The sequence below is a fragment of the Stenotrophomonas sp. SMYL8 genome (assembly GCF_036320065.1).
GTDB classification, from domain to species: domain Bacteria; phylum Pseudomonadota; class Gammaproteobacteria; order Xanthomonadales; family Xanthomonadaceae; genus Stenotrophomonas; species Stenotrophomonas maltophilia_A.
This window is the reverse complement of sequence record NZ_JAWIRR010000029.1, coordinates 14,201-29,631: the sequence shown is the minus strand read 5'-3', so window position 1 is coordinate 29,631 and position 15,431 is coordinate 14,201. Positions and strand designations below refer to the sequence as shown.

15 protein-coding genes are annotated in these 15,431 nt (G+C 68.0%); 10 read left to right on the top strand and 5 right to left on the bottom strand.

Features of this window, described 5'->3' with window-relative positions; genetic code table 11:
- Positions 1 to 6 precede the first annotated feature (6 nt).
- Positions 7 to 726 carry a DNA repair protein RecO gene (recO, locus tag V3B25_RS18275; protein WP_032129846.1) on the top strand — a complete coding sequence of 240 codons (720 nt, stop codon included), beginning with the start codon at positions 7 to 9 and terminating at the stop codon, positions 724 to 726.
- A gap of 717 nt (positions 727 to 1,443) precedes the next feature.
- On the opposite strand, the gene V3B25_RS18270 is transcribed toward recO, so the two are convergent.
- The gene (locus V3B25_RS18270) at positions 1,444 to 2,172 is read right to left on the bottom strand and encodes a response regulator (protein WP_032129364.1); all 729 of its coding nucleotides are present in this window, start codon (positions 2,170 to 2,172) and stop codon (positions 1,444 to 1,446) included.
- A 127-nt stretch (positions 2,173 to 2,299) separates the two neighbouring features.
- On the opposite strand from V3B25_RS18270, the gene rlmD reads away from it, so the two are divergent.
- The 9 genes from rlmD (at position 2,300) to V3B25_RS18225 (ending at position 9,633) form a co-directional block, all read left to right on the top strand.
- Entirely contained in the window at positions 2,300 to 3,634 is a 1,335-nt protein-coding gene (gene rlmD / locus V3B25_RS18265) for a 23S rRNA (uracil(1939)-C(5))-methyltransferase RlmD (protein ID WP_329811198.1), read from the top strand.
- A 33-nt stretch (positions 3,635 to 3,667) separates the two neighbouring features.
- Positions 3,668 to 4,153 carry a CYTH domain-containing protein gene (locus tag V3B25_RS18260; RefSeq protein ID WP_032129341.1) on the top strand — a complete coding sequence of 162 codons (486 nt, stop codon included), beginning with the start codon at positions 3,668 to 3,670 and terminating at the stop codon, positions 4,151 to 4,153.
- A gap of 114 nt (positions 4,154 to 4,267) precedes the next feature.
- Positions 4,268 to 4,963, top strand: coding sequence for a DsbA family oxidoreductase (locus V3B25_RS18255; RefSeq protein WP_329811196.1), 696 nt, complete (start codon positions 4,268 to 4,270; stop codon positions 4,961 to 4,963).
- A gap of 163 nt (positions 4,964 to 5,126) precedes the next feature.
- The gene (gene nagZ, locus V3B25_RS18250) at positions 5,127 to 6,134 is read left to right on the top strand and encodes a beta-N-acetylhexosaminidase (protein ID WP_329811195.1); all 1,008 of its coding nucleotides are present in this window, start codon (positions 5,127 to 5,129) and stop codon (positions 6,132 to 6,134) included.
- Positions 6,134 to 6,688 carry a hypoxanthine-guanine phosphoribosyltransferase gene (locus V3B25_RS18245; protein WP_005410592.1) on the top strand — a complete coding sequence of 185 codons (555 nt, stop codon included), beginning with the start codon at positions 6,134 to 6,136 and terminating at the stop codon, positions 6,686 to 6,688. Before nagZ ends, V3B25_RS18245 begins: the two co-directional genes overlap by 1 nt.
- A gap of 82 nt (positions 6,689 to 6,770) precedes the next feature.
- A complete protein-coding gene (locus V3B25_RS18240; protein ID WP_010482830.1) occupies positions 6,771 to 7,517 on the top strand; it encodes an S-methyl-5'-thioinosine phosphorylase in 747 nt (248 codons plus the stop codon).
- 88 nt (positions 7,518 to 7,605) lie between these two features.
- On the top strand, positions 7,606 to 7,812 hold the full coding sequence (locus tag V3B25_RS18235) for a cold-shock protein (protein ID WP_329811193.1): 207 nt from the start codon (positions 7,606 to 7,608) through the stop codon (positions 7,810 to 7,812).
- 102 nt (positions 7,813 to 7,914) lie between these two features.
- A complete protein-coding gene (locus V3B25_RS18230; protein ID WP_329811191.1) occupies positions 7,915 to 9,183 on the top strand; it encodes an NAD(P)/FAD-dependent oxidoreductase in 1,269 nt (422 codons plus the stop codon).
- A gap of 180 nt (positions 9,184 to 9,363) precedes the next feature.
- Positions 9,364 to 9,633 (top strand): hypothetical protein, encoded by a 270-nt coding sequence (locus V3B25_RS18225; protein WP_100473560.1) that lies wholly within the window; start codon positions 9,364 to 9,366, stop codon positions 9,631 to 9,633.
- Between the two features lies 1 nt (position 9,634).
- Here the strand turns inward: V3B25_RS18225 and pdeM are convergent, their stop codons facing one another.
- The 4 genes from pdeM to V3B25_RS18205 are packed head-to-tail and all read right to left on the bottom strand — an operon-like array spanning position 9,635 to position 15,324.
- Entirely contained in the window at positions 9,635 to 10,276 is a 642-nt protein-coding gene (pdeM, locus tag V3B25_RS18220; RefSeq protein WP_262083443.1) for a ligase-associated DNA damage response endonuclease PdeM, read from the bottom strand.
- On the bottom strand, positions 10,266 to 12,725 hold the full coding sequence (locus tag V3B25_RS18215) for a ligase-associated DNA damage response DEXH box helicase (protein WP_329811190.1): 2,460 nt from the start codon (positions 12,723 to 12,725) through the stop codon (positions 10,266 to 10,268). Before V3B25_RS18215 ends, pdeM begins: the two co-directional genes overlap by 11 nt.
- Positions 12,722 to 14,329 (bottom strand): ATP-dependent DNA ligase, encoded by a 1,608-nt coding sequence (locus tag V3B25_RS18210; protein ID WP_329811188.1) that lies wholly within the window; start codon positions 14,327 to 14,329, stop codon positions 12,722 to 12,724. The genes V3B25_RS18215 and V3B25_RS18210 overlap by 4 nt, the downstream gene beginning before the upstream one ends.
- Positions 14,326 to 15,324 (bottom strand): ligase-associated DNA damage response exonuclease, encoded by a 999-nt coding sequence (locus tag V3B25_RS18205; protein ID WP_107431489.1) that lies wholly within the window; start codon positions 15,322 to 15,324, stop codon positions 14,326 to 14,328. The genes V3B25_RS18210 and V3B25_RS18205 overlap by 4 nt, the downstream gene beginning before the upstream one ends.
- Between the last annotated feature and the right edge of the window lie 107 nt (positions 15,325 to 15,431).

Genomic DNA, 15,431 nt, shown 5'->3' with positions numbered 1-15,431 from the left:
GCTTCGATGATGATCGAGGACGACACCGGCTTCGTGCTGCATGCACGGGCCTATCGCGAGACCAGCCTGCTGGTCGAAGTACTGAGCGCGCAGCATGGCCGGATCGGCCTGCTCGCGCGTGGCGTATCCACCGCCAAGGGACAGGTGCTGCGCGCGGCCCTGCAGCCGCTGCAGTGGATCCGCTTCAGTGCCCAGCAGCGGGGCGAATTGGCCCAGCTGCGGGGTGCCGAGGCACTGGATGCTGCCCCGCGCCTGGTCGGCCAGGCGATGCTGGCCGGCTTCTATCTGAGTGAATTGACCCTGCGCCTGGCCCCGCGCCAGGACCCGCTGCCGGAGTTGTACCTGGCCTACGGCGAGGCACGCGCGCGGCTGGCCGTGGGCGCCGGCCTGGCCTGGACCCTGCGCCGGTTTGAGCGCGAGCTGCTGTCTGCGCTGGGCCTGGGTTTCGATCTGGACAGCGCCAGCGACGGCCAGCCGATCGACCCGGCCGCGCGCTACGAACTGGACCCACAGGAAGGCGCGCAGCGCCTGCTCAGCGAGCGCGGTGGGGAACGCCGGGCGGCCGCGACGGGTTCTGCGCTGCTGGCGCTGGCCGCCGATGAAGAGCCCGATGCCGCCGACCTGGCCAGTCTGCGCCTGCCGATGCGGCGGGTGCTGGCCCATCACCTGGGGCCGCGCGGCCTGAAGTCCTGGGAAATGCTCGAGCAGCTCGCGCCCAGGCGTTGAGGGGGGGGCGGCAGGGCTTGCAGCCCTGCACCTGCCGAATCAACGTCAACGTCAACTGCAAAAGCTGGCTATCCGTGGGTAGGCGGGGTGGGTCCGGTTGCGGGGGACGCTGCAAGTCCCCCTCCGGGGCCCGGCCCAGCCGCTGGCGGCTGTGCGTTCGGGCGCTTGCGAAGCAATGCTTCGCAAGCAAAGCGCCCTCACCCATGTAAGCTCGGTCGCCGCATCCATGCGGCTCACGCCCCCGCAACCGGACCCACCCCGCCTTGGACAGTTTCTCGCGAGCTGTCGGAATGGCACTCTGCTCTGGTGGGTGTCGACCTTGGTCGACACAGTAGAGCCACGCCATGCGTGGATGCGTTTCGATTTCAATTCGAAATATTTGATTCCGATTGAGATTCATCCACGCATGGCGTGGATCTACTGGCCACCGGCCAACTGTCGAAGGCGGGGCACTGTGGGTTTGCGGGGTGTGAGCCGCATGGGCCCGAGGCATGCCTCGGGCGGGTTGGGCAGGACGCCCAACCCCGGTCTTGCCGTGTGCGCAGGAACGCGCACACGAGCAAGCGGCGACCAAGGCTACATGGACGTACTTGCGCCGTCCCCGCAAACCCACAGTGCCCCGCCATCCCACGGAATGCTGCTCTGGCCTTTGACGTTTGACGTTGCCCTGGCTTGAAGGCTTCGGCAGGTGCAGGGCGCAGCCCTGCCGAACAACCCTCAATGCAGCAGGGCAGCCACCGCGTCGCGGAACCCCGCCTGGGCCTGCCCGGACTCCGGCGCATGATGCAGCTGGCGCACCGCCCGCCCCAACCGCGCCGCCCCCACGAAGCCACAGCTCGCCTGCAGCCGATGCAACTGGCTGCGCAGCTGGCGCTCGTCATGCTGGTCCACCGCCTGCTCGACCGCATCGCGTACGCCCGGCAGCTCGGCCAGGAACAGCTCGCGCAGCGCGATCAGGTGGTTGCGCTGGCCATTGAGCGCGGCCAGTGCCGCAGTCTCGTCCCAGTCCTGTACCTGCAGCTCGACCGCGGCCGGCGCCTGGGCCATGACGATCCCGGCCGGACTGTTGACCAGGGCGCGGCGCACCGCCTTCAGCAGCTGGTCGCGGCCCAGCGGCTTGACCAGCGTGTCGCTGAAACCGGCCTCGCGCAGGCGCGCATGGATCGAGGTATCACCGTCGGCGGTATGCGCCAACGCCGGGGTGTCGGGATGTGAACGTCGCAGTTCGCGCAGCAGCTGCGCGCCGTTGCCGTCAGGCAGGTTGACGTCGATCAGCCACAGGTCATGCGCACCGGGCTCGGCGCTGGCCAGGGCACTGGCCAATGAGTCTGCGGTGTCCACGTCCGCCGGTAACGTTTCCAACGCCGCCTTGAAAAAACCGCGGCTGATGATGTCGTCCTCGACAAGCAGGAAGCGGGGCCGGCTGGCCCGCGGGGTCATCTGCATCAGGGCTGCCTCCATGTCAGCTGTTGCAATCATCAAGCACAGCGGCGGCGGGCGCAAGCGGGTCCGGACCCTGCCGGTCAGGATCTGCGACAATACGCCCCCATTTTTGCCCGCAGCCTGTTGCCACGTGGCCCGATCCCGCTCCCGCATCGACCGTACCCCGTTCCAGACCGAGATCCTCGACCTCAGCCATGATGGTCGCGGTGTCGCCCGCCGTGAAGGCGAGGGCGGCAAGGTCACCTTCGTCAGCGGCGCCCTGCCGGGCGAGGTGGTCATGGCCGAACAGACCGCCCGCAGCCGCCATTTCGACGAAGCGCGTACGGTGGAAGTGCTGCAGGCCTCGCCGCAGCGCGTCACCCCGAAGTGCCCGCACTTCGGCACCTGCGCCGGCTGCGTGCTGCAGCACCTGGACGAAGACCAGCAAATTGTCGCCAAGCAGCGCGTGCTGATGGACAACCTGGAGCGCATCGGCCACGTGAAGCCGGGCACCGTGCTGGCGCCGCTGGTCGGTGAGAGCTGGGGCTACCGGCGCAAGGGTCGCTTCTCCGTGCGCCGGGTCGAAAAGAAGGACAAGACCCTGGTCGGCTTCCGTGAACAGGATCCGCGATTCGTCGCCGACCTCAGCCAGTGCCTGACCGTGATCCCCGAGATCGGCACCAAGGTCGAGGCGCTGTCCAGCTTCATCGAATCGCTCGATGGCAAGCGTGACATCCCGCAGATCGAATTCATCGCTGGCGACCAGGCCGTGGTCCTGACCGTGCGCCACCTGCAGCCGCTCAGCGACGCCGATCGTGCGGCCTGGGCCGCCTTCGGCCAGCAGCATAGTTTCGTGATCTACCTGCAGTCCGGTGGCGTGGATACCGTGCAGCCGCTGGACGGGCAGGGCGTGCCGCTGTCGTTCCGGCTGGCGCCGTGGGACGTGGAGCTGGCGTTCCGTCCGTTGGACTTCATCCAGGTCAACGCCAAGCTCAATGAGAAGATGATCGCCCACGCCCTGGACCTGCTGGAGCCGGGTGAGGACGAGCGTGTGCTGGACCTGTTCTGCGGCCTGGGCAACTTCACCCTGCCGCTGGCGCGCCGCGTGCGCGAAGTGGTCGGTGTGGAAGGCGATGCTGGCCTCGTCGCGCGGGCCCGTGAGAATGCCGAGCGCAACGGCCTGACCAACGCCCAGTTCTTCAGCGCCGACCTCACCCAGGACCAGCGCAGCACGCCGTGGATGCGCCAGGGCTTCGACAAGCTGCTCTTGGATCCGCCGCGCTCGGGCGCGATCGAAGTGCTGCAGCAGCTGCCGCTGAAGCAGTTCAAGCGCATCGTCTACGTCAGCTGCCACCCGGGTTCGCTGGCACGCGATGCCGGCTATCTGGTCAACGAACAGGGCTTCACCCTGGTCAGTGCCGGTGCCATGGACATGTTCCCGCACACCGCACACGTGGAAAGCATCGCGGTATTCGAGAAGCGCTGATCGGCTGTCATGCCCATCGCGCATAATGGCGCGATGGGCATCGAAATCGAACGCAAATTCCTCGTCAGCAGTGATGGCTGGCGCACCGCCGCGCACCGGGTGATCCCGATGGCGCAGGGCTACATCAACGACATGGGCGCGCTCGACCGCGGCACCCAGAACGCCTCGGTGCGCGTGCGCATCGAGGGCGACCACGCCGCGCTGAACCTGAAGTCGCGCACCATCGGCCACACCCGCCAGGAGTTCGACTATCCGATCCCGGTGGACGATGCGCGCGCACTGCTGGCGCTGTGCGTGGGCGGCCTGATCGACAAGCGCCGCCATCTGGTCGAACACGCCGGCCTGACCTGGGAGGTGGACGAGTTCCTCGGCGACAACGCCGGCCTGGTAGTGGCTGAGGTTGAGCTGGACAGCGCTGACCAGGCCATCGACCTGCCGGACTGGGTGGGTGCCGAAGTCACCGATGATGCCCGCTACTACAACGTTGCCCTGGCCAGCCACCCGTATTCAGAGTGGTGAAGCCGCCCAAAAGGGGACGGAGGGGATTAAGTCGTCTTTACCCCATCTGTGCGGGAAACGACTTAATCCCCTCCGTCCCCTTTTATCGAGGGTGTCGGCCCCCATGTGGAAAGGATGAGAATCGACATCTACTCCGACGTGGTCTGCCCCTGGTGCTGGATCGGCAAGCATCGTTTCCAGCAGGGCGTGCAGTTGCTGGGCGCCAACGCGCCTGAACTCGATATCCACTGGCAGCCGTTCCAGCTGGACCCGGACGCGGACGACACCCCGGTGCCGCTGCGCGAGGCCTATGTGCGCAAGTTCGGCGGCGTTGAGCGTACCGAACAGATCCTCGGCCAGACCCAGACCACCGCGCGGGCCGAGGGCCTGCCGATGGACTTCAGCCAGGGCCAGGTGCGGGTGACCACGCTGCCGGCGCACCGGGTGTTGTGGCTGGCGGGCGAGCACGGCGTGCAGGATGCGGTGGGCGAAGCACTGTTCCGCGCCCACTTCGAGCACGGTCAGAACCTGGCGGACCCCTCGGTGCTGATCAAGGCGGGCGCGGCAGGCGGCCTCGACGCGGGTGAAATCACGCAGATGCTGGCCTCCGACCGCGGCCTGGCCGAGGTCGAAGCCAAGCTGGCGCAGGCTCATGCATTGGGCGTTTCTTCGGTGCCGACCTTCGTCATCGATGGGAAGTGGGCCATTTCCGGGGCGCAGCCCCCCGAGGCCTTCGCCAACGCCCTGCGCCAGATCGCCGCCGAGCAGGGCGCGCCTGCGGCCCCGGCTGACGGCGACGAGGCCTGCGGCCCGGACGGCTGCAAGGTCTGACCGGATCCGAAAAGGGGACGGAGGGAATTAAGACGTATCCAGCCCGTAGGGGCCGATTGCGGCTTAATCCCCTCCGTCCCCTTTTTCTGACCACTGCGCCTGTCGGCCGGTTCTGCGACAATGCGGCACTGCGCCATGCGGGCGCGCGTTGTGGAGATCGACCATGCTGCTGATCGGCGTTGCCGGCACCGAACTGACCGCCCAGGAACGTGACTGGCTGCAGCACGATGCCGTGGCCGGGGTGGTGCTGTTCAAGCGCAACTTCGCCTCGCGCCAGCAGGTGACCGATCTGAGCGCGGCGATCCGCGCTGCCGCGCCGCGCCCGCAGCTGATCTGCGTGGACCAGGAAGGCGGCCGCGTGCAGCGCTTCCGCGAGGGCTACAGCGAGCTGCCGCCGCTGCAGGACATCGGGGCGCTGTACGCCACCGATCCGCAGCAGGCGCTGACGCTGGCCGAGCAGCACGCCTGGCTGATGGCCAGCGAAGTGCGCGCCAGTGGCCTGGACCTGAGCTTCGCGCCGGTGGTCGACCTTGGCCGTGGCAACCGCGCCATTGGCAACCGCGCCTTCAGTGAAGACCCGCAGGTGGTGGCCGCGTTCACCGCCGCCTACGTGCGCGGCATGCATGCGGTCGGCATGGCCGCCACGCTCAAGCATTTCCCCGGCCATGGCACCGTGCTGGAAGATACCCACGTGGATACCGCGATCGACCCGCGTGCGCTGGACGAGCTGCGCGCGCAGGACCTGGTCCCGTTCCAGGCCGGCATCGCCGCCGGTGCCGACGCGGTGATGATGGCGCACGTGATCTATCCGCAGGTGGCACCGGAACCGGCCGGCTATTCGCCGCGCTGGATCCAGGACATCCTGCGCGGCGAGCTCGGCTTCCGCGGCGTGGTGTTCTCCGATGACATCGGCATGGCCGCCTCGCACAGTGCGGGCGGCGTGCCGGCGCGCGTGCACGCGCATCTGGATGCCGGCTGCGACGTGGTGCTGGTCTGCCACCCGGAACTGGTCGATGAAGCCCTGCACGCGGTGCAGGGACGCGCCCTCAATACTGCTGCGCTGCTGGGCCTGCTGGGCCGCGGCGCGCTCGGCTGGGACGGCCTGCTGGCCGATGCCCGCCATGGCGACACCCAATCCCGTCTGCTTGAAACCCTTGGAAGAACCGTCTGATGCCCAACCTCACCATTTCCCAGGCCCTGGCCCAGGCTGACCTGCTGGTCGACCGCCCCACCATCGACAAGGCCATCGCTGGTATCGCCGACGCCATCGCGCGCGATTACAAGGGCGAGGTGCCGCTGTTCCTGTCCATCATGCACGGTGCGCTGCCGTTCGCCGGCCAGCTGGCGCTGGAACTGGGCGCGCGCGGCCAGGACGTGCAGTTCGATTACCTGCACGCCACCCGTTACCGCGGTGAAACCACCGGCGGCGACCTGGTCTGGAAGCACAAACCGGCCACCTCGCTGTTCGGTCGCCGCGTGCTGCTGGTCGACGATATCCTCGACGAGGGTTACACCCTGCAGGGCGTGCGCACCTGGTGCCTGGAACAGGGCGCGACCGACGTGCGCATCGCCGCGATGACGGTGAAGAAGCACGACCGCGCGCTGCCGGACGTGACTGCCGACTACGCCGGCATCGAACTGCCGGACCGTTACGTGTTCGGCTTCGGCATGGACGTCAACGAAACCCTGCGCTGCGTGCCGGCCATCTACGCGATGAAGGAATAACGGCGCAGCCGCCCGCGGCGCGTCTTCTTCTGCCGCCGGCATCCTCGGGTGCCGGCGTTCGTCTTTTCATGGAGTGCTTCGAATGCAACAGATCGCCCTGGCCGTGATCGGCGGTACCGGTGTCTATAACCTGGCCAAGCTTGACGACGTGCAGACCCACGAGGTCGACACCCGCTTCGGCCGTCCGTCGGGCCCGGTGCGCGTTGGTACGCTGCTCGGCCATCGCGTGGCGTTCCTGGCGCGGCATGGCGAAGGCCATTCGCTGCCGCCGCACAAGATCAACTACCGCGCCAACCTGGCCGCGCTGCAGCAGCTGGGCGCGCAGCGCGTGCTGGCGTTGAACACGGTGGGGGGCATCACCGAACACTTTGGTCCGCGCGTGCTGGCCTGCCCGGACCAGATCATCGACTACACCTGGGGCCGCATCAGCACGATCTGTGAGGAAGAAGGCACCGACGTGGTCCACGTTGATTTCGGCCACCCGTACACACCAATGCTGCGCAGCAAGATCCTGGCGGCGGCCAAAGTGACCGGCGTCACGGTCCATGACGGTGGCTGCTACGGCGCAACGCAGGGGCCGCGCCTGGAAACCATCGCTGAAATCGCCCGTATGCGCCGCGACGGCTGCGATCTGGTGGGCATGACCGGCATGCCGGAAGCCGCCCTGGCACGCGAGCTGGGGCTGGATTACGCCTGCCTGGCGATCATCGCCAACTGGGCTGCCGGCTGTGGTGATGGCGAGGAGATCACGATGGCCGAAGTGCTGGCCAACGTGCAGGCGGCCGGCAACGGACTTCCGGAACTGGTGGGCGAATTGGCACGGGGGTGATTGTCTTCCCCGAGCAAGCTTTGCATACTCAGCTTGTGCGCGGGTTCAGCGTACACCACCCATTCATTGCATAAGGTCTCGCATCACCATGCCGAACGGTACCGTCAAGTGGTTCAACGACGCCAAGGGATTTGGCTTCATCTCGCCGGAGGATGGCAGCGCCGACGTGTTCGCGCACTTCTCCGCCATCAACACCAAGGGCTTCCGCAGCCTGCAGGAAGGCCAGCGTGTCACCTATGACGTGACCCAGGGCCCGAAGGGTGCCCAGGCTTCGAACATCACGCCGGCCGAGTGATCCACTCGACAGTGCGTTGAAAACCCCGCTTCGGCGGGGTTTTTTTTGCGCGGATTGCCCGCGACCCGCTCGCGATCCACCCGCCTCGGGCACAATGCGGCCATGACGGAACGACTGCGCATCGCCGTGATCGGCTACGGTACCGCTGGACAGGCAGTGTCCATCCTGCTCACCCGTGACGGCCACGAGGTGGAGATCTTCGAACGCGTGCCCACGCCGGGGCCGGTGGGTGCCGGTTTCCTGCTGCAGCCCAGCGGCCTGCAGGTACTGTGGCAGATGGGCCTGCTTGATTCCGTGCGCGCACATGCCGCGCCGGTGCACCGCCTGTATGGCGACACGCCGTGCGAGCGCGCGGTGATGGACATGCGCTACGAGGGACTGGATGCGCGCCTGCACGGCCTGGGCATGCAGCGCGGGGCTTTGTTCTCGCTGTTGGACGAGGCGCGTGCAGGCGAGGGCCAGCTGCATGCCGGTACCAACATTACCGAGGTGGATGCCGAACACGGCCGTCTGCGCGACAGCGACGGGCGCACGCATGGCCCGTTCGACCTGGTAGTGGTCGCCGATGGCGCCGCGTCGACGCTGCGCGGCACGATCGCCGGCGGTGCCGGGCTGGACCGCGTGTATCCGTGGGGGGCGCTGTGGTGCCTGCTGCCGGCCGAGGACTGGCCGCACGTGCAGGAGCTGCGGCAGCGTTACGTGGCCGCGCGCAAGATGATCGGACTGCTGCCGGTCGGCACGCGCCCCGGTGATGACACGCCGCGCCTGAGTTTCTTCTGGAGCCTGCCACGCGCCGACTTCGAACGCTGGCAGGCCGATGGCATGACGCCCTGGCTGGATGAACTGCATGCACTGTGGCCGCAGGCCAGTGCGCGCTTCGCCCATCTGCGTGATGCCGGCCAGTTGGCGCGCGCGGTCTACCGTGATGCGGTGATGACGCGCTGGCACCACGGCCGCATGGTGCTGGCCGGTGATGCCGCGCATGCGATGAGCCCGCAGCTGGGGCAGGGCGTGAACATGGCGCTGCTCGATGCGCTGGCGCTGCGCGATGCGGTGCGCACCTACGGCGGCAGCACGGTCGCGCTGCAGGCCTACCAGGCGCAACGCAGGGCACACGTTGCGGTGTACCAGCGCTGGAGTCGTTGGCTGACGCCGCTGTTCCAGTCCGACCGCGACGCCTGGGCGAAGGCGCGTGACGTGCTGCTGGGCCCGATGGGGCGCCTGCCCGGTGGCCGTGGCCACATGCTGCGCGTGCTCAGTGGCACCCAGCACGGCTGGTTCGGTTCGCTTGCGCTGGATCCGGCATTCATCGACGCGCTGGCCAGAGCCGCCGAACCACCTCGCGCGCACGTGGCCGCGGCAACGGCGTGAAGCACGCCGTCACGTGAATTAACGGTTGCCTCACCGTGGATATGCGAGAAGTAGATTGCACGCGATTGCGCGTCGCCCGTTTTCATTTCCGTGATCAACATCGCGCGTGGCCCGGGCGGCGCTGCCGTTGCGGCCTGTTGCGGCCCGGACGTGCCGCCTGTTGTTGAAGAGGAGGACGCCATGTTGTTCGCGGTCGAGGAGCTGGAATCGGAAATCTGCAAGCTGCGCGGACTGTTGCAGATGCTGCACGAGGACCAGCCCGACGTACTGGAGGACGTGTTTGAATTCCATGTGGGCAGCCTGATCAGTCATGCATCGCCGGAGCACCACGCACGCATCCGTGCCTGCGCGCAGGAGATGCTGGCGGCAACCCAGGCCCTGCCGCGGCGACGCGAAGATGACACGCCCGAGTTCCAGTTGATGCCGCAGTTGGGCATTGGTCCGGCCTGATTCAAACCACTGGCAGTTCCACCAGGCCGTTTTCCACGCAGGCGACCATCTGTTCGCCGAGAGCGGGAACAGGCACGATTCCGGCGGTGAACGCGGAAAAGGCCGGAAGGACCGTCATCCTCTCGCGCAGCCAGAATGCGGGGAAGCGCCGTCGCAACGGCGCCAAGGCGACCTGCGGATGCAGATGCCCGGCGATCACATGCAGCTCCGCATCGGGCGTCGGCTCATGGCGAAGCAGGAACGGCTGCAGCCGCACTTCGTCGTGGACCTGTACCTGCAGCTGGGCATGTGGCAGCTGGTGATCGTGATTCCCGCGCAGGACGTGCACGTCCAGTGCGGTATTGCGTTCGCGCCATCCCAGCCATTGCTGGTACCACGCGGCGCGATGCGCCGGTCCATGCAGGATGTCGCCCAGGATCCACAGCTCGCGGCAGGCATGCCGGTCCAGCAGTTCCTGCAGGCGTTGCAGGTCTTCGCCAGTGCCGCCACTGGGCAGTGCGATGCCGGCGCGGCGGAACACATCGGCCTTGCCCAGGTGCAGGTCGGCGATCAACAGCGCCTGCCGCGCGGGCCAGTACAGCGCACGCGCGCCAAGCAGACTCAGCGATTCGCCCGCGCGCAGCAGCGGCAGTTCATCGGCCATGGCGGCGCTCCAGCTGCTGGGCCGCGCGTTGCACGCGGGTACGCCAGTCCTCGTTGCTGAACTGCCCACGCAGGCGTTCGGCCCACAACGGGAAGCCCAGTGGTGTAAGTGACGACGGACGCTGCATCGAGAGGATCTGCGTGCCGATCCTTGCCAGTACCTGCTGTAACCCGGGCAGGTCGAGGCTGTCGTGCAGCACCTCGTGCTCGGCCAGCGCCAGCAGCAGGTGGTCAGGATCGTGCTCGCGCAGCACGTCGAAGAGCAGGCCCGCCGAGGCCTGCAGCTGGCGCAGTGATCGCGGCATGCCGCCGGGCAGGCTGGGTACCAGCAGGCCAGCTACCCGTGCGATGCCACGGAACTGGCGGCGCGCCAGCTCGCCCAGGTTCACCGCGGCACGCAGATCGTCGAGCAGCTGATCGGGGCTGAACAGCGCACGCCATTGCGTCGCGTCCAGATCGATTGCCTGTGCCGGTGCCAGCACCAGGCCATGGTCATTGACGGCATAGCCGATGCTATTGCGCTGCTGACGGGTGCAGCGCAGCGCCAGCAGGGCGGCCAGCGCCTCATGCACGTGGCGGCCGGCAAAGGGATAGACGAACAGGAACTGGCCTTCGCGGCGTCGCACCTCTTCCACCAGAAGGTGGCCAGGGCCGGGAAGCGACGACAACTGCTGCTGCAGTGCCAGCAGGGGTGACAGCCAGCGTGATTCGGCACTGTCGTCGGCCCCGGACAGGACCCACTCCAGCTCGCGGCCGAGCGGCATCGACAGCGGCAGCTGGCCGCCCTGCCAGCGTGGCACGACACCGTCACCGCGCCCTCGTGCCAACCGCACGAAGGCGGTCATGTCGCGCAGCTGCACCAGCTCCAGCAGGCGTCCGGCGAACTGGAAGCGATCGCCACGGCGCAGGCGGCTGGCGAACTGTTCTTCCACGGCGCCCAGGCTACCGCCGCGCAGGAACTGCACGCGCACGCTGCCATCGCTGCTGATGGTGCCGATCGATAGCCGATGGCGCAGCGCCTGGCGACGGTCGTGCATGCGGTACTGCCCATCGGCATCACGCACGACCTTGTGGAAATCGGGGTACTGGGCCAGCGCCTGGCCGCCCTGCACGATGAACGTGAGCACGGCCTGCCATTGATCGTCGCCGAGAGACGCGAAAGCATGGGTACGCCGTACCTGCGCCAGCAGCGCGGCGCTGTCGAAGCCGCCAGCCAGAGCGCGGCTGACCGCATGCTGGGCCAGCACATCCAGCGAAAGCGTCGGTGGCCTGCGTGCTTCGACCACGCCTTCGGCCAATGCACGGCGCACCGCGGCGTACTCGGCCAGCTCCAGCGCATGGCTGGGGACGCACAGGATCGAGCCGCTGGCACCCGGACGGTGGCGTGCGCGTCCGGCGCGTTGGCGCAGGCGCGCCACGCCCTTCGGGCTGCCCAGCTGCAGTACCTGCTCAACCTCGGGGAAGTCCACGCCGAGGTCGAGGCTGGAGGTGGCAACCACGCAGCGCAGCGCGCCCGCGCGCAGGCCATCCTCGACCTGCTGGCGCAGCGCTGGATCCAGCGAGCCGTGGTGCAGCGCAAGCGTGTCCGGGGCTTCCGGCCAGACCGCGGCCAGCGCCTGATGCCACAGTTCTGCCTGCGCACGGGTGTTGGTGAACAACAGGCTGCTGCGTGCCCGCATCAACGCGTCCAGCACCCGCGGCAGCTGCGCCAGGCCCAGATGCCCGGCCCACGGAAAACGTTCGCCGGGTTCCGGCAGCAGGCTGCGCACGCTGATCGCGCGCGGGCGCACGCCCTGCACGATCGGCGCGTCGGGCTGTCCGGGCAGCAGCACGTCGCGCGCCTCATCCAGGTTGCCCAGCGTGGCCGAAAGCCCCCACAGCTGCACTGCAGGCGCAGCATCGCGCAACACCGCCAGGTTCAACTGCAGCAGCACACCGCGCTTGTTGCCCAGCAGCTCATGCCATTCGTCCACCACCACGCAGCGCAGCTGGCGCATGCGCGGCAACGTATCCGGATAGCTCAGCAGCAGCGCCAGTGATTCGGGCGTGGTGACCAGTACGTCGATGCGGCCTTCGCGGGCCTGGCGCCGCTCGCGGTTGCTGGCGTCACCGCTGCGCAGGCCGACACGCCATCCCAGTCCCAAGCCGTCGACGACGGCCTGGAGCGCGCGTGCGGTATCACTGCCCAACGCGCGCAAGGGCGTTACCCACAGCACCTGCAATGGGCGCACCGCACTGGCGCGGCGGGGCGAGGGCGGTGGATCGATCAGCGCCTGCAGCAACGGCCCGCCGAACATCGCCAGCGTCTTGCCGCTGCCCGTGGGCGTATGCAGCAACCCGGATTCGCCGGCCAGGTAATGCCGCCACATCGCGCGCTGGAAAGGCAGTGAGCGCCAGCCGCGTGCCGCGAACCAGTCTTCCAGCCGGCGCAGTGCCTGGCTGCGTGTCATCGCGCCAGCGCCTGCAGGCTGGCCAGCTGATCGGCCTCGCTGGCAGGCTTGTCGTGGCGCCAGCGCAGGATGCGCGGAAAGCGCACGGCGATCCCCGACTTGTGCCGGCTGCTGCGGTTGACCGCTTCGAAACCCAGTTCGAACACCTGTTCGGCGCGTACGCTGCGCACCGGCCCGAAACGCTCGCGGGTGTTGGCGCGGATCCAGCGGTCAAGCGCGAGGATCTCCTTGTCGTCCAAGCCCGAATACGCCTTGGCCACCGGCACCAGCGTGTCGCCGTCCCAGACGCCGAAGGTGTAGTCGGTGTACAGCGTGCTGCGCCGCCCATGGCCAGCCTGTGCGTACAGGAGCACCGCATCGATGGTGAGCGGATCGACCTTCCATTTCCACCAGTCACCGCGGCGTCGCCCAGCCAGGTAGGGTGAGCCGCGTCGTTTCAGCATCAGCCCTTCCACGCCACGTTCGCGTGCCATATCGCGCATCGCCGCCGCCTGCGCCCAGTCGACGGCGGCAACGTCGGGCGACAGCTGGATCCGCACATCGTCCAATGCGCCGATGACCGCGGCAAGCCGCGTACGCCGTTCCTGCAACGGCAGCTCACGCAGATCCGCGCCATCGTGCTCCAGCAGGTCATAGGCGAGCACGCGTACCGGCGTGTTGCGCAGAGTCGCTGCTCCTGGCTTGCGACGCTGGATGCGGGTCTGCAGGGCGGTGAATGCGCGCGGCAGGTTGGCGGTTTCGTCCCAGGCCAGCAGCTCTCCGTCCAGCACGCAGCCCTCCGGCAACGCCATCGCGGCGTGCTCGATCTCGGGGAAGCGGCCATCCAGTCGTTCCTCGCCACGGGACCACAGCGCGACTTCGCCACGCCGGCGCAGCAGCTGCAGGCGTATGCCATCCCATTTCCATTCCAGCAGCCAGTCGTCGATCGCGCCGAGGCGTTCGGCAGGATCGCCTTCCAGAGGGGAGGCGAGGAAGAAGGGGTAGGGCTGCTGGCGGTCGGACGGCAGCTCGTCCGGTGACAGCAGTTGAGCCAGCAGCCCGGGCGAGGGGACCCACTCGCCGAGCATGCGCTGGGCGATGCGTGCGATGTCCAGGCTGGACCATTCCGCCAGTGCCTGCTGTACCAGTCGCTGCGAAACGCCAACGCGCAGGGCGCCGGTCAGCAGCTTGTTGAACACCAGGCGTTCGCTGCTGCACAGCTGCCGCCACCCGGCGACGACCGCAGCGCGGCGTACTGTCTCGGGTTGGTTGGCCACGGCCAGCAGATGCTGTTCGATCCAATCAGCCAACGGGCGGTCGGCGGCTGGCTGCGATGGATCATCCAGCAGCAGGGTCAGCGTTTCGGCCAGGTCACCCACCTGTGCATAGCTGTCTTCCACCAACCAGGGGGGCAAGCCGGATTCTTCGGCAATCCAGCCGCGCAGTTCGCCGCTGGCGGCGATCTTCCGGCGTGCGCCGCCCACCTTGCCACCGCTGAGCAGGTACATCGCCCATGCCGCATCGTGCGCGCGCGCTTGGCGGAAGTAGTCGACCAGGGCTGCACGCTTGTCCAGCGTAGCCGTGCTGCGGTCCAGGCGCTGGTAGAGCGCAGCGAAGGCCTTCATTCCTCGCTCCCGAAATCGGTGCGGAAGGCTTCGGCAGCCACGCCGCGCTCGCGCAGGAACGGAATCAACGCATCGGTATTGCCATGGGTAGCGATCACCCGCTGCGCGCCCGTCTGTTCGATGGTCTGCAGCAGTGCTGGCCAATCGGCGTGATCGGAAATGACGAAACCGCGATCGACATTGCGGCGCCGCCGATTGCCGCGCAGCTGCATCCAGCCGGATGCGAAGCCCAGCTGGTGGCGGCCGAAGCGGCGCATCCAGGGCGTACCCGCAGCCGACGGCGGCGCGAGGATCAGCTGGCCGGCGGCATCAGGCTGGCGGCCCTGCTCGGCCACGGTGAGCGTCTCCAGCATCGGCACCCCGGCCTGCCGGTACACCGCCACGCCATTGGCGATGGCGCCGTGCAGCCAGGCTGGTCGATCGTCCAGCGGCAGCAGCTCGGCCAGCACCCGCTGTGCCTTGCCCAATGCGTAGCACAGCAGGATCGCGGCTTCGCCACGTTGTTCGCATTCGCGGCGCCACGCCACGATCTCTGCAGCCACCGCCGGCGTGTCCGGCCAGCGGTAGATCGGCAGTGCGAACGTAGCTTCAGTGATGAAGGTATCGCAGGGCACCACTTCGAACGGTGTGCAGGTCGGATCAGGCTGTCGCTTGTAGTCGCCGGAGGCTACCCATACCTGCTGCCCGTCGTCGATGCGTACCTGTGACGAACCGAGCACGTGGCCGGCCGGATGCAGCGATACCTGCACCTGCCCGAGGCGGAACGGCACACCCTCGGCATGCCCCTGCACCGGCACGTCACCCAGACGCCAGCGCAGGATCGGCAGGCTGCCTTCGCTGCAGTGGTACTCCCCCATGCCCGGGCGGGCATGGTCGCCGTGGCCATGGGTGATGACCGCGCGCGCTACCGGTCGCCACGGGTCGATATGGAAATCGCCGGCGGCGCAGTACAGCCCCTCCGGGCGCAGCACCACCAGATCGTCGTTGCCTGCCATGCGGTCACTGTGGCCTGCGTCTCGTGCAGAGGGTGAGAACCGGCCTGAACACGGGCTTGGCAGGCGATGCGGCACAATCGGGCCGCAGACCTCTTGCCGCCAGGATG